The following is a 21,066-nucleotide window of genomic DNA, read 5'->3' on the forward strand; positions in this document are numbered from 1 at the left end:
TGTTTTATCTTTACCAAAATTTTTGAGTTTGCCTAAAGTTTGGAATTACATCATCGTCGCACTCCTTTTGGTTTCCTGCAAACCCAACCAAACGGCTATTGTCACTTCCAAAAAAGAAGCGCAAAAAAAGAAAATTTATACGCCTTACACGCCCAAAAGTACTACGGGAGTAGCCTCAACAACAGCCAATCCAACTCCCGCAACAACGGCCAAAAAAGTAAAAACAATTGCTGTTGTTCGAGAACCTGAAGGAGTTTCAGAAACCAAACCCAAGAAAACGCCCTTGATTTTGGATCAAAACGACGAGGATATTGTGGTTACCAGTGACGACACGCCCTACCTTACAGAACAATTAATCAATAATGCAATGGATTATCTCGGGACACCCTACCGCGGTGGTGGAACGAGTCGCAACGGATTTGATTGCAGTGGTTTGATGTTTACGACCTTCAAAACTTTTGATATAATTCTCCCGCGAAGTTCTCACGAAATGGCCCGTATTGGTCGGGTTTTGGATCGAAATGAATACCGTCGTGGGGATTTGATTTTTTTCCGAACGAATGGACGCCGCACCATAAATCATGTGGGAATGATTACGGAAGTATTGGCCGATGAAATAAAATTTGTACATTCGTCAACTCAGTTAGGCGTTGTTGTCTCCTCCACCAAAGAGCCTTACTATCAACGAACTTTTGCACAGGTGAATAGGGTTATCGAGTAAATCGTAACATCTAAACACCGGAATATGAAAGCCATTCAATTTCCGCTGATTCGAGTTACCCTTGCCTTTATTATTGGACTTTTTCTCGGAAAACTATTTGTTATTCCACCTGTTTTATGGGCATCCGGTATCCTTTTTTCAGCGCTTACCGTAGGAGTTATCCATTATTACACGCGAAAATTTATAACGCCACCGTACGCGCTTGGGGGCCTACTATTACTTGTATTTGTGGGTGTCGGCGGGATGCGAATTGCTATGGATGTTCCGGAACGAAATCCTTATCATTTTACGCATTTCCTCAAAAAATCGCAAACCTGCACCCTTGTTGTAACATTAGAATCACAATTACGCACGTCAAAAACACGAACTCGCTATGTGGCAGAGGTGCATGAGGGGAACGGCCAAAAAACGGTGGGGAAAATTGTTGTGGGGTTCCCTAAAAATGAGCAAATCTATAAAATTGGAGAATTGTACGGCGTAACGGGACATTTCCTTCCTTTGCAAACCGCCGCAAATCCGGGGCAGTTTGATTACAGCGCTTATCTAAAAAACAAGCATTGGTATGGACAACTTTTGGTCACCAATGCGAAATGGCTTGGCCCTCCCCAAAAAAGTATCCCCTCTATAGCTGATGGCATTCGGCAAACGGTTTATCAACGTTTAAAAAAACACTTGAATGAATCGGATTTGGCACTCATTATGGCGCTGATTTTGGGGCAACAGCAAGATATGAATGCCGATCTAATTCAAGCCTATCAAAAAGCGGGGGCAGTACATATTTTATCGGTTTCAGGACTTCATGTCGGTTTTGTGCTGATATTTATACAAACATTACTCAAACCCATTCCGAATACCCGAAGGTTTCGACGTTTAAAAATTGTGATGGTCGTCCTTGGTCTTTGGTCGTTTGGATTTTTAGCGGGGTTAGCCCCCTCTGTATTGCGCTCGGTGGTGATGTTTTCGGGACTTGCTGTGGGAGAATATCTTCGACGGAGCAGTAATAGTTACAACACTTTATTTACTTCTTTATTTCTCATTTTACTTTGGGAACCCCATGCGCTATGGGACGTGGGACTACAACTGAGTTATACTGCTGTTTTTTTCATTCTTTGGTTGCATCCTATTTTGCAAAATCTTTGGTCACCGCAGTCCAAAATAGGACGGTATATACGCGACTTACTTTCTGTTTCCTTAGCGGCACAATTGGGTACATTGCCCCTGTCGCTGTATTATTTTCATCAATTTCCGGGGCTATTCTTCGTGACTAATTTGCTTTTATTACCGGGGATGGGCGTTTTGATGGGTTTGGGACTACTATGCGTGGTGATGGCGTATTTTAATTGGATTTGGACGCCCTTATTAAAATTAGTACAGTGGGCATTGAATCTTATGAATGGAATCATTCGCATCATTTCCGAACAAGAAGAAATGGTATGGAGTGGCATTCCGATGAATCTGACGGCTATGTTTCTTTTGTATAGTGTTATCGTAATGGGAGTTTTTGCGCTGGAAAAACGGAACTTTAATTGTTGTAGAAATTTCTTAGGAAGTATCCTGGTTTTTCAATTAACGATTCTCGGTATTCGGCATTACTATTGGCAAAACGAGGCATGGATTCTTTTCCATCAACGAAAAGCTACTCTAATTGCGCAGCAGCAGCACCATCAATATCAATATTTAGCAACCACTAATGCCTACCTCATTCCCCTCGAAGCGTTTGCTTTATCCCGATGGATTGCTCCTTCTGCAAAGCAAGACTTGCGACAAAATCGATTTTGGCTGAACGGAAAAAAAATAGCATTGGTCGATGAGAAAGGGCGTTTCCCTAAAAATCGTCCCCATATCTTGATTGTTACCAATAATCCGCGGTGTGGCCCCGAATTGTGGTTACGACGCCATCGCCCGGATTGGGTTGTGCTTGATGGAAGCAATGCCTATCATTTGCGAAAATCGTGGAAAGAGTGCTGTTATCAACTAAAAATCCCTTTTCATGATACTTCAGAAAAGGGATCGTTTAGCGTATATTAAGCTTTCTTTTTATCTTTTTTAGGATTTGGGTCGGGCACATAGCGCGTAAGCATTTCGTTGGCGCCTGCTAGCCATTTTTCGGGGCCACCTGCCACGTAGCCGGTTTGACCCAACTGTTCAAAATTGGTTTTACCATTGACCTCAGTGGGTTTGACCAAATACACGGAGGGGTACCCTCGTACTTGAAAGACTTGTTGCAATTGCATATTTTGTTGGCGCAATGCATCGGTTTGAGGAGTACGTCGTGGGAAATCGAGTTCAACCAAGATTACTTTTTCCTTTGCCCATTGAATAAATTCTGGTTTTTTAAAAACTTCCGTTTGCAAACGGATACACCATCCGCACCAATCGCTTCCGGTAAAGAATAAGAACAAGGGTTTTTGCTCCGTGCGCGAAAGTTCGATGGCTTTATTAATATCGGTATGCCAGGTTAATCCTTCTTGTGCATTTAGGGACTGTAATCCTGTAAGCAACAAAAAAGCAAGTACTATTTTTTTCATAACAAAAGTAAATTACGTTCGAAAGTTACAAATTATTTCACATCCTGCATCAATTTTCGGACCAAAGGCGAAATGATTATGAGTACAACCCCAGCAATCAATGCGTAGAGGGCCAACTGTTGGTAGCCGTTGGTGTAAGCAATTAATTTTTCGGATTTAGTGGCTTTTTCATTTGTGATAGACATTCCAGCTCCCAAAATGCCTGCAACATATTGCCCATACGCGCTGGCCAAAAACCACATTCCCATCATCATCCCCTGTAATTTCTCAGGGGAAAGTTTAGTCATTATTGACAATCCGATAGGTGACAAACATAGCTCTCCAAATGTGATGATGAAATAAGCTAAAGTAAATACTTCCAAGGATGTCATTCCATTAATGTCAGCGAAATATCTTGTGTAATAAAAAATATAAAAAGCTAGCGCTAAGAATAGGAATCCAAGTCCGAATTTTACAACCGTATTGGGTTCGAATTTACGGGTATTCAACCAAATCCAAATTAGCCCTAAAAGAGGAGCAAAAATGATAACGAAAAGTGAATTTGCAGCATTATTGACACCATTAGGTTCTAAATTAACTCCAAAAAAATCATTTTCAAGATTGTTAGCTGCAAATAAACTTAAGGAACCTCCACTTTGCTCAAAAAAAGCCCAAAAAAATATTGAAAATAGTATAAAAATTAAGGCTGCTATCAACTTCTTATTTTCTTGAAGTGAGAAGTTTCGCATTTCATAAGCTAAATACAATAAAGTTATTGGGCCAATGGTGTACATGAAATAATCCGTATACTCAGGGCTTGAAACCATTGTCATTATTAAAGGAATAGCCAGTAATGTCCCTATATAGGTGGCATACTCATAGGATTTTCGCTTAGATTCTTGTAAGTGTAGTAAAGGTGAAAGTCCAATTGTTGCCAAATTCTTTTGGGTGAATAAAAATGTAATCAAACTAATTATCATCACAATTCCGGCTAAACCAAAAGCGATATTCCATGAATAATTTTTACCAACAGCTATGCATACATAGCCCCCAAGAAGTGCACCGATATTAATTCCAGAATAGAATAATGAAAAGCCAGCATCTCTTCTTGAATCATTGGCTTTATATAACGTTCCAACCATAGTAGAAATGTTTGGTTTAAAAAAACCTGTTCCAATAACGGTAAATGCAATTCCTAGAAAGAAAAATTGTTTTGGATCGATGGCCAAAATTATACTTCCAACAATCATCATAAGACCTCCCCAGAACAATGACTTTCTGTATCCTAAAATTTTATCGGCAAATAAGCCGCCCACAAATGTGAAAGCATAAACAAAAGCCTGTGTAGCACCGTATTGCAAATTGGCTACATCTTCTTTCATTAATAATTGATCAACCATGAAAAATGTCAACATACCGCGCATCCCATAAAAACAGAAGCGCTCCCACATTTCACTAAAGAATAAATACCAAAGTTGTTTTGGGTACTTGCCCTCGAAATTTTGAATATCTTGTATTGTTTGCATATTAATTTAAGCCTTTTTCTTTCATTACAGCATTTAATCTTTTTAGGATTAGCAAACCTAAACTTGTTGCAAACAAAAGTAACAGAGCATTTACGATAAAGAAATTCGATTTATTTTCGTAATCATACCACATACTTGCTAAAACACCCGATAACTTATTCCCAATTGATATTGATAAAAAGAATCCACCCATCATTAGAGCTGTTAATCGTGGCGGACTTAACTTAGAGACTATTGATAATCCCATTGGAGACAAGCATAACTCTCCTATAGTTATAACTCCATAAGTTGCCACAAGCCACCAAGGGGAAACTTTAACTGCTCCGTTACTTCCAAAATAAACTGCAACCACCATCACTAGACAAGAAAGAGAGGAGATAAATAGTCCCAATACAATTTTAGAAGGTGTTGAAGGTTCTTTCCCTTTTCTTCGCAACAATGCAAAAAATCCAACTACAAATGGGGTTAAAAGTATAATCCAACCGGGATTGACCGATTGAAAAAGTTCGGTATTAATTAACGAAACCTTTTGTTCAGGATTTGATTCTAAAACTTTCTTTTGTTCGGGAGAGACATTGGTAAAATAAACATCTTTTCCTTGAATTTTTATAGGATTACTATTGGCATCTTTCTCCGCTTGAAACTGATTGTCATATTTTTGAACTTCTTTAGTTTGATAATCCTTTTCTTCCACCAAATAAATCGTGGATAATGCTTCTTCTGTTTTTCCTGTAACTTGTCGATCCGTGTAATAATTTGCCCAACGTGTTAATGCAGTCCCGTTTTGTTTAAAAACAGCCCAAAATAACATTCCAACAGCAAAAATGGCTAATAAAGCACCCAATGGTCGTTTATCTTCACTATTTGCTTTTAAATACAACCGTACATAAAATATAATGACTGGAATACATGCAAAAATAAAGGCATCCGTTGAATCACTTTTAAAAATATTTCCTGGAATTATCCATCCAATAGCTCCACACAATATTGCGGGTAAAAAAACCATTCCTAAAATTTTACTCAAACTTATATCACCTTCCTGAACTGGTTTCATAACATTGGCGGTTTCTAGATGTTTTTTTCCTAAAAAGAAGATAATTAACCCCAAAAACATTCCTATACCTGCCGTAGTGAATGCAGCTCCCCATCCGTATTGATTTCGCATAAATGCAGCAACTATGTTGCATAGAAAAGCCCCGAGATTTATGCCCATGTAAAAAATATTATAACCCGCATCTTTATTGGCTTTAAACTCATCTGTAGAATATAAATTACCTACTAAAGTAGAAATACTTGGTTTGAAAAATCCATTACCCACAATAATCAAAGCCATAGAAATATAAAACATTGTAACATCATGGAATCCTAAACCGATATAGCCTAATCCCATTAAAAACCCACCTAAATATATTGCTTTGAAATACCCTAAAAATCGGTCTGCCAAATAACCTCCAAGAAATGGGGTTAAATAGGTTAGGGCAATGTATGTTCCAAAAATATCGTCTGCATATTTATCGGAGAATGCCAAACCTCCTGTGGATGTAGGATCAATCATATACAACACAAAAATCCCTATAATCAAATAGTAACCAAAACGCTCCCACATTTCGGTAAAAAACAAAAACATTAATCCTTTTGGGTGTTTATTTTTCATAATACTCAAATTAAAAAAACCTGTAATTCACTTACAGGTTTGAAAGATATAAAAAACATTTAAATCCTAATCTATTCTGGTTGTCCTTCGATGTGGTCGTTATGCATTCTTTTTTCTAACCAAGAACTCAATACAAAAAGAATCGCAGCGGCTGCACCAGACATAATGATGAATAAAATGAAGAACTCATATAAATTCGTTATCTGGAATCCCAAGAATGATGTTGCCCCACCAGTTCCATCTTCACCTCCTGGAATTAAAGCACTTAAGGTTCCAGCAAACTTATTTGCTGCAGCATTAGCTAAAAACCATGTTCCCATCATTAAAGATGATAATCGCAATGGTGCTAGTTTAGAAACCATTGACAAACCAATTGGCGATAAACATAATTCACCCATTGTATGAATTACATATAACCCAAATAACCACCACATGGAAACTTTCTCACCAATTCCTAACCCTTTTACTGCTATCGCTATAACCACATATCCTAATGCAACTAAACCGAGTCCAATTGCCATTTTCTTAGGAGATGAAGGTTCTAATTTTCTTGCGTATAAGAATCCCCAAACAATTGTCATTACTGGAGCTAAAGCAATAACTGCCAATGGATTAACTGACTGAAAATAAGAGGCTGGCATTTCCCAACCAAAAATTGTTCTTTCGGTTTGTCTATCAGCAAACAATGTCAATGAAGCGCCAGCTTGTTCAAAAGCTCCCCAAAAGAAAATAACGAAGAACGCCAAGATGAAAATTACAGTAATTCGTTGTGTTTCAATTTTAGTTAAACTTTTGTCACTAAAAATTAAAATTGGCATCGCAACCATTGCACCATAAATTAAATAGCTAATGATATCAACATTGCTTTTAAACAATTGCTTAAAATTTAACATGAAAAAAATAATTGCAATAGATCCAATAATCATTGCTATATTTTTGACATCTAATTTTTTTACCGGTAATCCAATCGCTTTTCCGTCTTCTGATATTAAATATTTCTTTTGACCTACGATAAAAGCCAATAAGCCAATTAACATTCCAACACCTGCTGCTAGGAATCCCCATTTGAAATCCATAGATCCACAAACTAAGGGTGAAAAAAATGCTCCTAGATTAATACCCATGTAAAAAATTGTAAAAGCACTATCAATTCTTCTGTCATTTGCTGGATATAATTGGCCTACCATAGTAGATATATTCGGTTTAAAGAATCCATTTCCAATTATTATAGCAGTTAAACCCATCCACATTAGTGAAACACCACCATTTGCTCCTACGGAAGCGCTAAAGAACATAAAGAACTGTCCTATTGCCATCAAAAGGCCTCCAATTACAATACTTCTTCGGTTTCCTAAAAACTTATCGCACAAATAACCCCCTAAAAGTGGGGTCAAGTACACTAAACCTGTGTAACTTCCATATATTTCAGAAGCATCAGCATCTTTCATCAATAATACTTTAGTCATAAATAAAATGAAAATCGCTCTCATTCCATAATAACTAAATCGCTCCCACATTTCTGTGAAGAACAAAAAGTACAATCCTTTAGGGTGTCCCGTTTTTACAGCATTGTTTTCCATATAGTTTATTTTTATTTACTGGTTAGTTATAGTTTCTCTTTAATAAAATTGGTCATTTTGGTGTAGAGTTGTAACCGCGTTTTCCCACCATAAATGCCATGGTTTTTGTCGGGATAAATGGCCCAATCAAATTGTTTGTTGGCTTGCACTAAGGCCTCAATCATTTGCATTGAATTTTGTACATGTACATTGTCATCGGCGGTTCCATGGATCAACAAGAAACTTCCTTTCAACTTACTGACGTGGTTGATGGGTGAATTCTCATCGTATCCCGATGGGTTTTCTTGAGGTGTTTGCATATAGCGTTCCGTGTAAATCGAATCGTAAAAACGCCAGTTGGTCACGGGAGCCACCGCAATGGCCATTTTGAAAACGTCTGCCCCTTTAAACAAACAATTGCTCGCCATAAATCCGCCATACGACCATCCGAAAATACCGATACGGTTTTTATCAACATAGGCATAGTTACCTATTACCTTGGCGGCATCAATTTGATCTTCTACTTCGTATTTCCCCAATTCTTTTTGGGTACATTTTTTGAAAGCCGCCCCTTTGAATCCGGTGCCTCGACCGTCAACACAAACCGTAATATAGCCTTGTTGTGCCAACATCATAAACCAATAATCGTTGGTATCCAACCAGTCGTTGGCCACTTGTTGCGAACCCGGACCCGAATATTGATACATGAATACGGGGTATTTCTTGGTGGCATCAAAATTTTTAGGCTTGATCATCCAGGCATTGAGTTGGTGCCCTTTTTCGGTAGTCAACACCAAAAACTCTTTGATGGGTAAATCGTATTTTTTGAGTTTTTCTATCAAAGCCGAATTTTCGACAATCATTTGTACTTGCGCTCCATCCTTAGCTTGATTCAAAGTGTGAGTAGGGGGTATAGTGGCCGAGGAAAAGGAATGGATAAAGAATTCAAAATTGGGACTAAAAGTTGCTGCGCTAGTTCCCGCTTGATTACTCAACTTCACTTTCTTTTTGCCGTCTAAGCCGATACGGTAGATATCGCGCAGTGTGGAACCATTCTCGGTGGATTGATAGAACACTGTGTTCGTTTTTTCATCAAAACCATAATAAGCGGTGACTTCCCAATTGCCTTTGGTGACTTGGTTTTTCAATTTTCCTGTTTTGTCATAAAGATAAATGTGGTTCCACCCGTCTTTTTCAGAGGTCCAAATAAAACTGTTGTCTTTCAAAAAGGTGAGGTTATCGGTAACATCCACATACGCATTGTCTTTTTCATTCAAAACCACTTTAGCATCTGCTGTGGTTCCATCGATGAAAAGCAGATCCAAATTGTTTTGATGGCGATTCAAGACTTGTGCACATAACACGTTGGCTTCATTGGTCCATCGCATACGCGCAATGTAAAAATCGTTGTATTGAGATAACTTTACTTCTTTCTTTGTGGCGGTTTTCAAATCGTAGATATGCAAAGAAACCAATGCATTTTTCTCTCCCGCTTTGGGGTATTTAAAGCGCTCTTGGTTGGGATACAAATTTTTGCCGTACACATCCATTGAAAATTCGGGCACTTCCCGTTCGTCAAATCGGATAAAGGCAATTTTTTGACTGTCCTTACTCCAATCAAAAGCACGCACAAAAGCAAACTCCTCCTCATACACCCAATCGGCAATCCCATTAATAATAGCATTCTTCTGCCCGTCGGTAGTTAACGCTGTAGATTGACCAGAAGCGAGGTCGTATACATATAAATTATTGGCTTTGGCATACGCGATTTTTGTTCCATCAGGCGAAAAGATAGGTTCTTGCACTTGTTCCAAAACTTTGCGAAGGGACTTGGATGTGACCTCATAAACATAATAATCAGCCGTAAAAGAATGGCGATAAATAGGATTGGAATTGTTGGCAATCAAAATTTGCTTTTCATCCGAACTAAAAGTATAGCTGTCGATACCATCGGATAAGGCTTTGTGATTTTTAGTATCCAAAAGCGTACTGATCTTTTTAAAAGTGGCATAATCATACAAGTCTATTTGCTGACTTCGGGAACTGCGATCAGTGTTTAACACAGTATATTGGTTGGACAACTTCATGGCCTGCAATTCATCCATTCCTTTGGCGCGAAAAGCACCTGTGTAAATTTCTTCAATAGTTACCTTTTGCTGGGCTGAAGAGACAATCCCAACGAATAAAAATAAAGCAATAAGCCTTTTTACTAGCATAATTCAAAAAATGAAAATTATCGAGTTCAATTTTAATGAAAAAAAAGCAAACTACCTTATTTTTTTAGCCAAAATACAACTAAACAAGGCATTTTATTTCCTTAAAATTACGTCATTAAAAGGGTTGAAGATGTATCTTTGTTGTACTAAATTATAATCGATTGAAAATGAATCAAGCCGTTTCTGGTTTTTCAAAATTATCCAAAGAGGAAAAAATCCAATGGATCGCACAAACCTATTTCCACACCCCTGAAGAGGCTGAAAAAATCTTCAAACAATACTGGAATCAGGATACAAAACTGCAACAATTGCACGATGAGTTTATCGAAAACACCATCACCAATTTCTACCTCCCAATGGGTATCGCACCCAACTTCAATATCAACGGTACCTATTATTCTGTACCCATGGTTATTGAAGAAAGTTCGGTGGTAGCCGCCGCCGCCAAAGCAGCCAAGTTTTGGAGCACCCGTGGCGGATTTAAAACTTCAGTAATTGCAACTGAAAAAATAGGACAAGTACACTTCTTATTTCAAGGTTCGCACGAAAAACTTCAACCGTTTTTTGATAAAATAAAACCCCAATTCTTGGAAGATACCGAACCCATTACGCGTAACATGAATAAGCGGGGTGGCGGCATTTTGGATATTGAACTTCGCGATAAAAGTAGCGAATTGGCACACTATTTTCAGTTGCATGTTACCTTCAACACCAAAGATAGTATGGGGGCCAATTTCATCAACTCTTGTTTGGAACAAATGGCCAAAACCTTGTGCCGTTTGGCTGCTGAAGAACCTACATTTACCGATGCAGAAAAAGCCATCACCATCGTGATGAGTATTTTGTCGAATTATGTTCCCAACTGTGTAGTGCGCGCCGAAGTCTCTTGTCCCCTAGCCGATTTGGCCGAAAGTCTTCCCCCAGGTAGACCCGGTGCTATTGAAAACGGACATGCCTTTGCTGAAAAATTTGTGCAAGCAGTCACCATTGCCGAAATCGAACCCTACCGTGCGGTTACCCACAACAAAGGGATTATGAATGGAATCGACGCCGTAGTTTTGGCTACGGGTAATGACTTTAGAGCCGTCGAAGCAGGTATTCATGCCTATGCTGCTCGAAATGGGAAATACAGCAGCTTATCGCATGCCAAAATCGAAAATGATCGCTTTACCTTTTGGATGGACGTCCCCCTAGCCCTAGGAACGGTGGGCGGACTCACCTCGTTGCATCCGCTGGTGAAAGTAGCCTTAGAGATTCTGGGCAAACCCACAGCACAAGAGCTGATGCAAATTGTTGCAGCGACCGGCTTGGCACAAAACTTTGCCGCCTTGCGTTCGTTAACGACTACCGGAATTCAAGAAGGACACATGAAAATGCACTTAAACAATATCTTAAATCAATACCAAGCCACAGCCGACGAACGCAATACCATTCACGCACACTTTGCCAAACAAACGGTTACGCACGCTTCGGTGGTGGAATTGATTGAACAACTTCGGAAGTAAAATAAGGAGCAAGAACATGTTCGTCTTGCACCACACCCCTCCGGCTTTCGCCTGTATCTCCCCCTCCTCGCGTCGGGGGAGGATATCGGCTCTATCCGGGCTAATTAGAAAAACTAGATTCCAAAACACCCAACATGAAACAATCGTTTTATAGCAACGGAAAATTGCTCATCACTGGCGAATATGTCGTTCTAGACGGAGCACAAGCGCTTGCCTTACCGACACGCTTTGGCCAAACCCTGCAGGTTCGATCGGGTGAGAACCAATGCATTCAATGGACCAGTTTTGATTGCGATAAAAGCTGTTGGTTTGAAGCCACCATTCCATTGGAATCCATCATCCGAAAAACAAAAGAAGATGCCGCAGCAACTATTAAAAATACGCTTATTGAGATCCTTCATGAAGCTTACGTAATGAATGCTGAGTTTTTACATCAAGCTGCGGGATTCCAAATCGAAACCGAATTAAGTTTTCCCAAAAATTGGGGATTAGGCACCTCCTCCACCTTGATAAATAATATCGCACAATGGGCAGAAGTGGACGCCTTTACGCTGTTAAAACGAAGTTTCGGGGGGAGTGGTTACGATGTGGCTTGTGCGCAAAACAACGCCCCAATACGCTATCAATTGCAAAACGAACAACCTGTTATTCAAACGGTGTCTTTTGCACCAGCTTTTACGGAACATCTCTTTTTTGTGTACCTCAATCAAAAAAGAAATTCGAAAGCGGCGATTGCGGCCTATTTGGACAAACAAGGTAATATTGAAAAAACAATTCTACAGATTAATGCTATTACACAACGGGTAATCGCGGCACAACATCCCAAAGAATTTGCGAAAGCACTGCGGGAACATGAAATCATTTTAAGTGATGTACTCGAAGAAATGACAATCCAAGAAGCTCTCTTTCCTGACTTTGATGGGGTGATTAAAAGTTTGGGAGCTTGGGGCGGTGATTTTGTCTTGGTGGTTTCTCAAGAAAATCCAACCGATTACTTCACCCAAAATGGATATCCTGTGGTGGTTCCCTATGCAAAAATGATTCTTTCCTAAATAAAAAAATCCCGAAGTGCTTCTTCGGGATTTTTTATGTATTTCTGAATCTATTAATAGAATTCTATACGATTGTCTTGAATATCGGCTGCGTTACGCAAGGTTGGAATCACTCGATTTGCATTTTGAGCAGCTTGTTGTTTTAAACGCGTTACATACTCATCGTATTTCGCGATTTTTGGTGCTTTGGTCACCGCTTTGGTTTTGACTACATACACACCTGACAAACCTTCAATAGGTTCGGAGATCTTATTCTTAGGTGTTCCAAAAGCAGTACCCACTACTTTCGCTTCCATCCCTACGCTGGGTAGCATCGGACTCTCGATAGAAACCGCAGGAATGTTCATTACAGTAGTTTTATTGGCTTTGGCAATAGCTTCCAAGGAATTTCCTTTCATTTTAGCCATAATCAATTGCGCTTTCTTCTCGTTTTTAAGAATACCCTCAACCGAAGGACGTGCATCTTCAATCGGCGTTAACCCTTTGGGATTAATTTTTTTCAAACGCGCAATAACGTGACCTACATTGGTTACTTCAAAACGTTTTACATCACCAATGGCGGTATCTTCACTGTAGGCCCATTTCACCACTTGACGTTGGTTACCTGCAGCACCTAAAGCTTCATCCATCGCCTTAGCTTTGATAGACTCCACTTTTAACCCTGATTTTTTAGCGAGTTTGGCAAAATCACCTTTCGCTGCATCCATTTCAAACTGAGTTGCTTTGGTGTAAGCATCGTTGGTAGTAGCTTCAGAAGGTTGAATTTTTTGAGCAATAGTTGCCAAACGAATACCATCTTGCTTATCGGTTACATTGATGATATGGAATCCAAATTCAGACTCCACCAAACCGATGGTTCCCACAGGATTATTGAATACAAAATCATTGAAAGGTTTCACCATTTGGTTAGGGCCGAAATAACCTAAATCACCGCCTTGTTGTGCTGAGGAGTCATCCGAGTTGGTTAAAGCCAACATCATGAAAGAACCTGGGTTGGCTTTTGCTTGTGCCAATAAACTTTCGGCTTTTGCTTTCGCTTCTTCTTTGGTTCGTTTTTCTTTTTTCTGAACGCGATCTATACCTTCCCAGCTAATTAAGATGTGACTTGCCTTAGCTTTTTCATTGGCTTTACGCCCCATCATTTTACTCAAACAATAGTAATCCCCATCAATGTAAGGTCCATAAATTTCACCTACAGGTAAATTCACCAACGCATCGGCTACAGCCGCAGGCAATTGTTGTTTGGTTACATAGGTAGAATCGTAAGAACGATCGGAATTATTAGCTACAAATTCAGCAATGTTTGTTGTCGTTTTAAAACCCGGTAAGGTATCATTCTTGCCCGTTTCTTTATTATACTCAACGGTTGCATTTAACAACGCTACTATTTTGGCCTTTGCTTCTTCTTGATCTTTGTTTGAAGGTTTATCTTCTACCAATACATATTCGATTTCACGACTTTCTTCCGCTTTAAAACGTTTTTCGTGTTTTTGCATGTAGGCCGTAATATCTTCATCGGTTACTTTGACTTCACTATCTTTAATTGAAGAGTACATAACCCCTACATAATCAAAGTCCACTTTATCTTGCTCCAAAGCATATTTGAATTTACCCTCTACTTGAGTTACGTACATCCCGGCTTTCACCATGGTGTTGTAGATTTGGAATTTCCCGTTAAGCTCCATGTCCTTTTCTTGTTGCTCGAACATTTTGGCTTGCTCTGGATTGTTTTTGAAAAATTCTTTGAATTTATTCAAATCAAATTTCCCTTTGTTTTGGAACATTGGGTTAGCACCAATATTTGGGTCTTTTTTGAAGGTTTCCAATTTGAAAGTTTCGCCTACACGAACACCTGCTTTGTCAAACTGATCGACCAAAAGTGTTTTATTCACTTCAATATCCCACGTTTGGTTAGCAGCTTGCGTTTGCGTCATTTGACCTCCTTGCCCGCTTTTTTCAAGATTCGCTACTTTCACTCTAAAATCTTCGAAGGCGATATCTTTCCCGTTGACGCTTCCTACATCACGCGATTGTTGGCTCAATCCATTGGTAAACAAATCTTGCACCACAAAAGCCAATAAGGCAAAACCAATAATCAGTAAAAGCAATCCGGAACGATTTCTAATTTTCTGTAAAACTGCCATTGTATCTACTATATTTTTATTTCAGTCTGCGAAAATACAATTATCTATGAAATAATTACAATCGTAGTTGGATAATTTGTGCTCGAGAGCAATTTTTTTTTGAATGATTTCAAATTGCCTGTTTTTGCAACCGATTTTTTAAAAATAGGGAGAAAATAGGAACCAATTTTAGCTTTTTTAAATTCCTAACTTTAACAAATACAAAGGCTTCAACCCTCAGAAAAGTATAGCATTTTATTTTCTGCCTTGGGTGTTTTGACGGTCTTGGAATTTTTTAGCAAAATGGCGTCGAAAAAAGAATAAAAAAAGAGAAACTAAGGCAATCCCAACACTAATCCAGGGCTTGGGTTCGTCGTTCCAATGGGTTACCGCATCAAAAGTAAAAATTCCCGCTGCCACTAAATACAAATACTGTGTAATTTTCAAATAGCCCATAATGTTACTCTGTTTTATCTAAAGCCCCTGAGACTCGTTGCGAGTTTATAATTTTTAAATCTTTACTAAAATCGACTCCTTCGCCATAGGAAACCCCTTTGGGATCGGTAAATTTATAGCGTCTTTCGGTAAAAAACCATTCGTTTTTTTGATCGAAATAAAGCTGCTCGGTTTCAAAAACCTGACCCGCAGTGTTACTGATTTTTACGTTCCCTTGTAGATCAAATAAGTCGGTGTCTTTAAAACTTACGGCGTATTTGGCGGTGACAAATGTAGGAACGCCTTTGTTGTCGTAAAGGGTAACGCGAACTCCTTTTGGAAATTCGGTATAGGGATACTTTACGGTAGCATAATCGAGCATTTTGGGACTCTCCAAAACCGATTTAATGCGCCCCGAATCGGTGTATTTGACATGAATGGAATCGGCATCCCCGCTAGGTGTAAATTCGGCATAAACTGATTTCTGGACTTCACGCAACTTGCTTTCACAAGCCAAAACGCTCCAAAAAACAATACAGACACCGAGTATCCCTAGCGCTTTTTTCATTACCAGTTTACGGTTTGATTGATCCAACACCCGACCACCACACTTGTCTTTTTGCCTGCAGGCGTAGTAACTTTTTTACGGTATTCCTCGGCTTTCTTTTGAGCAGCGGCAGCAAATCGTTTGTCGGCTTCTGCGGCTTTTAATACCGTTTTGGCAGCTAACACATATACCGCTTCTGCAGGTTTACCCTCTAAATCACACTCTTTTATAGCATTGACATATACTTCGCCCATCAGCAAGTTCACTTTTGCATTTTTGGGATCGGCAATTTGTGCTTTTTGGAGGTAGTTCATAGCGGTTTTATTATCACTACCTAAAAGATACATCGCAACTTGACACGCACGATCCGATTTCAACTTACCTGGCTTTTCCAAGGTTAGCGATTCATCAAAATAGGCCAAGGCTTTGTCTAAACTTCCTTGATTTTTGAGTGCAACGGCGTAATAATAAGCTGTAGCAGTATTTTTCTCCAATTGATACGATTGCTCAGCGCGTGTCAGAAAAATGGGATCCATTTCACAAAACTTAGCTAAAGCTTCTACCAATCCTTGTATCCAAAAAGGATTTGACAACTCTTTATCATTCACTTTGTGCGCAAAGGCATCCAAACTCATTCGACTCAATTGATCTTTCAAGCGAACTTGCATCGTTTGAAGAAGCGCATCATATGCTGAGGAGAACTCCGGAAACTTTAGACGGTTTATATTGCATTTGGCCGCCACATCAAAGTAGAGTGCAAGCAATTTTTGTTCGCCATTTTCTTCTTTGAAATAATTTTGGTATTGCACTTCAAAATAGGCCAATAGATAGGATGGCTCACGAAAAGACTCTCTTTTTTCACTAAAGGCAAGATCAAAGGCTTTTTTTATTTGTTCTGTTTTAAAATCATCTTTGTAGGTATACATCACAAAGGCTAATTTGGAAAACATTTCCATTCCATTGTTAGGGAATAACGCATTGTATTGGTTATAATAGCCAAGTAGAGCGTCAACTTCATTTTTTTTTGATTTCGGATCTTTGGCGTTCTCAATGGAAGCGGTATATATCACCTCCCCTTTTTTGTATTCAGCTTCCGTCTTATTTTCACATTGGGCCATATAATTTTTCCATAACACGGAGGCCTCCTCAAAATTCTTCAAGTTAATGGCCGTATCAAAATCTTTTGTTAGCGTACAATCTTTTTGACCAAAAACAGTAGCACAAAAAATACACATCCATAAAGTCCAGTTTACTTTCATTGCGTATGCATTTAATTAATCATATTTTCTTCTTTGGAACCATTGATCGTTGAACGAAAATGAGAATCCTATATTGAAATAACGCTCTCTCACCAAATTATTGCTTTGGGTGCCACGAGAACCGTATTCAAATACAAAATTTACGTTTGAAAAAGTCCCACGAACGGGCAAGCCAAGTCCAAGTGTTGCCGCTGTGTCAGTAATGGACTTATCATTTAAAATCAACCCTGTGTTCTCGTAGCGAAGTCCAGCACGGTAAACTACGCGGTCAAAATAACTTGAAAACGATTTATAGTTAGGAATGTAATAACCGCCGAAACTGAACCGTGTCGCATTTTCAAATCGCACATTGGTAATGTCATTATTTCGGTTTCCAAAATTACTCGCGTTTTGCAACAAAATATTGGCTCCGATCGTCCATTTGTTGGTTTGCCCAAAACCAACCCCAAAATCGATTTTTGAAGGCAACTTAATTTTAGTATCGTCAACTTCTAAATCTTGCGTTTGCCCTGTTACCACAGTTTCTGCACCGCCAATTGTCCAATTAATTAACGCTAATTGACGCGTATTGTTAAACGTGAGATTGGCTTCGGGACTGAAAACAGCACTTGTGTAGACTAAATATTTCTTCTTAAACAATTTTTGATAGCGTAAACCGATATTATAATTTACCCCAGAGGCATTAGAGGTATTAATTTCGCGGGTGGCAAATTCTACACCAGGAAAAGCACTGATGGATTTGGTCTCAATATTTCCGAAATTATAATTAAGATCGGCTCCAATTGAAAAGTTGGGGGTCACTCTAAAAGATGTTGCAAAATAAACTTTATTGATGCCACCTGTTCCCGTATATTGTCGAATAATCGATGAATTTAAATCATTTAACACATTATACCCTACGGATGAAAAAGGCATTAATCCCAATGAAAAAGCCACTTTTTTTGTTGGAATCACCACCGCAATATAATCTAAAGCAGTAGTGCGCGCTTTGGCACTTTGCGTATTGGATTCAATTTGGTTGGTCCCATACGTTGCCCCTACGGCAAAAGTTGTCAATCGAATAGCCGAATGATAGGCCGGATTTTGCAAATTAACGTGAATACTATCCCCGTGTGCTGTGATACTTCCCATGGCACGGTTTTCAATAGTTCCTTTAAATCGAACATCGCCGATACCGTAAAACGAATAGGGTGAGCTGGTTCCTTGTTGTGCCATAACCACCCCGGAGCACAATATTGCGAAAAGGAATAAAAATTTTTTAATCATTATGTTGATATTGGTATACATGTACTAGGCTCTCCAACAAAAAATTTGGATTGGCAAATATGCTATTTTTTAAGTGAGCAGCCAAAAAATTGGCATCTCCGCCGGTTAAAATTATACTAAAGTTATGATTTTCTTGAGCATATTGTGCAATTACACCCTCAATTTCAAAAAGAACACCTTGAAGCACCCCGGAATGAATGGACTTTTCGGTCGAATCGCCAGTGAGCGGAAACACATCAGCAATCGTTAATAAAGGGAGTTGAGCCGTGTACTCATGAAGGGCTTTATAACGCATATTAATTCCAGGACTAATAGCCCCTCCTTTGTAGACATCGTGTTCTGTGATAAAGTCATAAGTAATACAGGTCCCTGCATCGATTACCAATCGATTTTGGTTAGGATATGCTAATACAGCCCCCGCAGCCAACACCATTCGATCCATTCCAAGGGTTTGAGGTGTACTGTAAGCATTAACAAAAGGAAATTTATGATGCCTTTGGATGATCCATTTTTCCAAAGATTCTGGCAAACTCTCCAAAACTGTTTGGTGCTGTAACGTAACCGATGCACAGCAAACCGCATTTATTTTTGGATAACGTTGCCATACTAATTCCAACAAATGAGACGCTTGTACTACCTCAAATCGAAGCATTTCTAACAAGGTATACTTCTCAAAGACAGCGGCTTTGATTTGCGTATTCCCAAAATCAAGGACTAAAAGCATGTAGCAGTTATTTAAGAGGCAAAAATACGAATAGATTTTTTTTGATTTTTCTTTTGGATAAATTAAAAATGATTCTATATTTGCACCCGCATTAGCAACGGTACCTTAGCTCAGTTGGTAGAGCAACGGACTGAAAATCCGTGTGTCCCTGGTTCGATTCCTGGAGGTACCACCACAGTTTTTACAAACCCTTGATTTTCTATAGATTATTGAGGGTTTTTTCTTTTCACTGTGTAATTTACAGCGTAATTTATATCCAAAAGAAAAGGAACTAAAATCTTTTGCTTTTTTAACTTATACTTTTTTGATTGTGACCCTATTTAGTCATTCCTTAAAAAGCCACTATTTTAAATTCCATTAAAATAGTGGTTTTATTTTTAGTGAAAAAGTTGAACAATAATTGTAACCAAAAAATAATTAGTTCTTTAATTTGGTTAAATCGGAGCTTTAGATTGTATCCAATTCCTGCTAGTAGTGCATTATGGACATCTCCAGTCACTCCTTTAAGGAAATTTAACCCTAAAGAATGATTTCTTTTCAAGTGTGAGATTGTAGGTTCAATAGCAGCTCTTGCTCTAAATCTTTTTCTTGCTACCTCTTGTTTGTATTTTGTCTTTTCTTTGTTGTTCTTGGGGATCAATATTTGCGTGGTTCCAACCTGAGTTTGTCCTCTAAAACCTCTGTCTGTACTGGCAATTTCAGGTCTTGTCCCTCCAATTTTGGCTCTTACTCGTTCGCTTTGTGCTAATGATTCTTCCAAAGTTTTACTGTCGTGTGGATTTCCCAAAAAACGTTTTACAGCTGTGATTATTCCTGTATTCCGACCTCTTACAACAGCTACTTTTGTTCCAAATTCATACGCTTTATGTGCCTTGCCTTTAGCAATACAGGCTGTTTGTGGTTCGTGTAAACTGTAAATTTTGTCTTTGCTGTTTCGCCCTTGAGTAAGTACTTTTTTGTAGAGAGTAAATTCTGCTTGGTATTGCTTTTGTAATTCCTCTGGCAATTTTCTTTCTAACTCTCGCACTACTCGATGACCAATAGTTCGTAACTTTTTGCGTGCCATTGTAGCCTTCTTTTTTCTCTTGGGATGATGACCAAAATAAGCATCTCTAAGATGTTGTTTAGCTACTCTTTTGTAGGTTTGTCTTTGTACAACTCCTGCCTTTTGGGCTATTTTGGTACAATTATCAATTACTTTCTTGGCTAATTTTGCATCCGTTGGAAAAGAGATATTCTTTTCTTGAACCGTGGTATCAATCTGAACTTCTTTTTCGTTTTTTGCTTTAGGATGTAGCGACACGCTTTGGCTCAATAAAAACTCTAGCCCTTTTTCTTTAAGGCGTTTTCTAAAATGAACAAACTCTGATGGATCAAAAGGCTGATGGGTTTGGAAAAATTCTTCTCCTGTAAAATATTGCCAATACGCATTTTCAATCCAACGTTCCACTACCGATTCATCACTCTCTTTAAACATTTCTTTCAAAAGCAACATTCCTGCTATTTTACGAATAGGAATAGAGGGTCTTCCTTGAGTCGAATATAAATTTTCGAACTCAACCTCCATTTTATCCCAAGAAATCTCTTGGGATAATTTTACCAACGGATGCCCAAGGTTGATAAGGTCTGTGAGCCTAGTTTTGAATAAATTTTGTTGTAAATCGGGTTTTATTTTGCCTAACATATTGCCACTATTTTATACTCAAATATACCATTTTTGGCAATAATTATCATCTATTTCTAGCTAAATTTTATTGTAATAAAAAAACAATCAGGCAGTTATTTGTTTTTTAAGGGATGACTAGTTAAAGCATCCCTATTTTTTTTAAAACAAAAAGAGCCGCATTCACGACTCTTTTCTTTTTGATTTATTGTTTACTTACTTTCAACGCATAGGAGGCTGTTTCGGTGTGGAGTGTTATATGAAACACGCCTGTGGGTTGTCCTGACAAATCGATGGGTACGGACTGCC

Annotated in this window: 16 protein-coding genes and 1 tRNA gene; 5 read left to right on the plus strand and 12 right to left on the minus strand. The window is 38.7% G+C overall.

Annotated elements, in window-relative coordinates:
* Positions 1-28: 28 nt before the first annotated feature.
* Together O9316_RS08910 and O9316_RS08915 are read left to right on the plus strand one after the other, a co-directional pair.
* The gene (locus tag O9316_RS08910) at positions 29-721 is read left to right on the plus strand and encodes a C40 family peptidase (RefSeq protein ID WP_298203531.1); all 693 of its coding nucleotides are present in this window, start codon (positions 29-31) and stop codon (positions 719-721) included.
* Positions 722-745: 24 nt separating this feature from the next.
* On the plus strand, positions 746-2,749 hold the full coding sequence (locus O9316_RS08915) for a ComEC/Rec2 family competence protein (protein WP_298203532.1): 2,004 nt from the start codon (positions 746-748) through the stop codon (positions 2,747-2,749).
* Here the strand turns inward: O9316_RS08915 and O9316_RS08920 are convergent.
* The 5 genes from O9316_RS08920 to O9316_RS08940 all read right to left on the minus strand — a co-directional run bounded on the left by O9316_RS08920 (position 2,746) and on the right by O9316_RS08940 (position 10,183).
* Positions 2,746-3,249, minus strand: a complete 504-nt coding sequence (locus tag O9316_RS08920) for a thioredoxin family protein (RefSeq protein WP_298203533.1) — start codon at positions 3,247-3,249, stop codon at positions 2,746-2,748. The genes O9316_RS08915 and O9316_RS08920 overlap by 4 nt on opposite strands.
* A gap of 32 nt (positions 3,250-3,281) precedes the next feature.
* A complete protein-coding gene (locus tag O9316_RS08925) occupies positions 3,282-4,754 on the minus strand; it encodes a peptide MFS transporter (RefSeq protein ID WP_298203534.1) in 1,473 nt (490 codons plus the stop codon).
* A gap of 1 nt (position 4,755) precedes the next feature.
* Positions 4,756-6,408, minus strand: coding sequence for a peptide MFS transporter (locus tag O9316_RS08930; RefSeq protein WP_298203535.1), 1,653 nt, complete (start codon positions 6,406-6,408; stop codon positions 4,756-4,758).
* Positions 6,409-6,479: 71 nt separating this feature from the next.
* Positions 6,480-7,988 (minus strand): peptide MFS transporter, encoded by a 1,509-nt coding sequence (locus O9316_RS08935; RefSeq protein ID WP_298203536.1) that lies wholly within the window; start codon positions 7,986-7,988, stop codon positions 6,480-6,482.
* Positions 7,989-8,014: 26 nt separating this feature from the next.
* A complete protein-coding gene (locus O9316_RS08940; protein ID WP_298203537.1) occupies positions 8,015-10,183 on the minus strand; it encodes a S9 family peptidase in 2,169 nt (722 codons plus the stop codon).
* 167 nt (positions 10,184-10,350) lie between these two features.
* On the opposite strand from O9316_RS08940, the gene O9316_RS08945 reads away from it, so the two are divergent.
* The gene (locus tag O9316_RS08945) at positions 10,351-11,688 is read left to right on the plus strand and encodes a hydroxymethylglutaryl-CoA reductase, degradative (protein WP_298203538.1); all 1,338 of its coding nucleotides are present in this window, start codon (positions 10,351-10,353) and stop codon (positions 11,686-11,688) included.
* A gap of 134 nt (positions 11,689-11,822) precedes the next feature.
* Complete coding sequence (locus O9316_RS08950; RefSeq protein WP_298203539.1) at positions 11,823-12,740, plus strand: GYDIA family GHMP kinase; 918 nt, start codon at positions 11,823-11,825, stop codon at positions 12,738-12,740.
* A gap of 53 nt (positions 12,741-12,793) precedes the next feature.
* Here O9316_RS08950 and O9316_RS08955 read toward each other — a convergent pair whose 3' ends face one another.
* From O9316_RS08955 to O9316_RS08980, 6 genes are all read right to left on the minus strand, one after another.
* A complete protein-coding gene (locus O9316_RS08955) occupies positions 12,794-14,884 on the minus strand; it encodes a peptidylprolyl isomerase (protein ID WP_298203540.1) in 2,091 nt (696 codons plus the stop codon).
* 234 nt (positions 14,885-15,118) lie between these two features.
* Positions 15,119-15,319: a DUF6526 family protein gene (locus tag O9316_RS08960; protein ID WP_298203541.1), complete on the minus strand. Its 201-nt coding sequence runs from the start codon at positions 15,317-15,319 to the stop codon at positions 15,119-15,121.
* Between the two features lie 4 nt (positions 15,320-15,323).
* On the minus strand, positions 15,324-15,866 hold the full coding sequence (gene lptC, locus O9316_RS08965) for an LPS export ABC transporter periplasmic protein LptC (protein WP_298203542.1): 543 nt from the start codon (positions 15,864-15,866) through the stop codon (positions 15,324-15,326).
* Positions 15,866-17,104 carry a hypothetical protein gene (locus O9316_RS08970; RefSeq protein ID WP_298203543.1) on the minus strand — a complete coding sequence of 413 codons (1,239 nt, stop codon included), beginning with the start codon at positions 17,102-17,104 and terminating at the stop codon, positions 15,866-15,868. The genes lptC and O9316_RS08970 overlap by 1 nt, the downstream gene beginning before the upstream one ends.
* 15 nt (positions 17,105-17,119) lie before the next feature.
* Positions 17,120-18,370 carry a hypothetical protein gene (locus O9316_RS08975; RefSeq protein WP_298203544.1) on the minus strand — a complete coding sequence of 417 codons (1,251 nt, stop codon included), beginning with the start codon at positions 18,368-18,370 and terminating at the stop codon, positions 17,120-17,122.
* Positions 18,363-19,094: a type III pantothenate kinase gene (locus O9316_RS08980; protein ID WP_298203545.1), complete on the minus strand. Its 732-nt coding sequence runs from the start codon at positions 19,092-19,094 to the stop codon at positions 18,363-18,365. The genes O9316_RS08975 and O9316_RS08980 overlap by 8 nt, the downstream gene beginning before the upstream one ends.
* 99 nt (positions 19,095-19,193) lie before the next feature.
* Here O9316_RS08980 and O9316_RS08985 point away from each other — a divergent pair.
* Positions 19,194-19,269, plus strand: a tRNA-Phe gene (locus tag O9316_RS08985).
* Positions 19,270-19,425: 156 nt separating this feature from the next.
* Here the strand turns inward: O9316_RS08985 and O9316_RS08990 are convergent.
* Positions 19,426-20,778 carry an IS5 family transposase gene (locus O9316_RS08990; protein ID WP_298203546.1) on the minus strand — a complete coding sequence of 451 codons (1,353 nt, stop codon included), beginning with the start codon at positions 20,776-20,778 and terminating at the stop codon, positions 19,426-19,428.
* Positions 20,779-21,066 lie beyond the last annotated feature (288 nt).

Source organism: Flavobacterium sp., assembly GCF_027533505.1.
GTDB lineage: Bacteria > Bacteroidota > Bacteroidia > Flavobacteriales > Flavobacteriaceae > Flavobacterium.

Excerpts from the sequence above, each read along its gene's own strand:
- O9316_RS08915 (WP_298203532.1), top strand. The coding sequence starts at position 746 with ATGAAAGCCATTCAATTTCCGCTGATTCGAGTTACCCTTGCCTTTATT.
- O9316_RS08920 (WP_298203533.1), bottom strand. The coding sequence starts at position 3,249 with ATGAAAAAAATAGTACTTGCTTTTTTGTTGCTTACAGGATTACAGTCC.
- O9316_RS08925 (WP_298203534.1), bottom strand. The coding sequence starts at position 4,754 with ATGCAAACAATACAAGATATTCAAAATTTCGAGGGCAAGTACCCAAAA.
- O9316_RS08930 (WP_298203535.1), bottom strand. The coding sequence starts at position 6,408 with ATGAAAAATAAACACCCAAAAGGATTAATGTTTTTGTTTTTTACCGAA.
- O9316_RS08935 (WP_298203536.1), bottom strand. The coding sequence starts at position 7,988 with ATGGAAAACAATGCTGTAAAAACGGGACACCCTAAAGGATTGTACTTT.
- O9316_RS08940 (WP_298203537.1), bottom strand. The coding sequence starts at position 10,183 with ATGCTAGTAAAAAGGCTTATTGCTTTATTTTTATTCGTTGGGATTGTC.
- O9316_RS08945 (WP_298203538.1), top strand. The coding sequence starts at position 10,351 with ATGAATCAAGCCGTTTCTGGTTTTTCAAAATTATCCAAAGAGGAAAAA.
- O9316_RS08950 (WP_298203539.1), top strand. The coding sequence starts at position 11,823 with ATGAAACAATCGTTTTATAGCAACGGAAAATTGCTCATCACTGGCGAA.
- O9316_RS08955 (WP_298203540.1), bottom strand. The coding sequence starts at position 14,884 with ATGGCAGTTTTACAGAAAATTAGAAATCGTTCCGGATTGCTTTTACTG.
- O9316_RS08960 (WP_298203541.1), bottom strand. The coding sequence starts at position 15,319 with ATGGGCTATTTGAAAATTACACAGTATTTGTATTTAGTGGCAGCGGGA.
- lptC (WP_298203542.1), bottom strand. The coding sequence starts at position 15,866 with ATGAAAAAAGCGCTAGGGATACTCGGTGTCTGTATTGTTTTTTGGAGC.
- O9316_RS08970 (WP_298203543.1), bottom strand. The coding sequence starts at position 17,104 with ATGAAAGTAAACTGGACTTTATGGATGTGTATTTTTTGTGCTACTGTT.
- O9316_RS08975 (WP_298203544.1), bottom strand. The coding sequence starts at position 18,370 with ATGATTAAAAAATTTTTATTCCTTTTCGCAATATTGTGCTCCGGGGTG.
- O9316_RS08980 (WP_298203545.1), bottom strand. The coding sequence starts at position 19,094 with ATGCTTTTAGTCCTTGATTTTGGGAATACGCAAATCAAAGCCGCTGTC.
- O9316_RS08990 (WP_298203546.1), bottom strand. The coding sequence starts at position 20,778 with ATGTTAGGCAAAATAAAACCCGATTTACAACAAAATTTATTCAAAACT.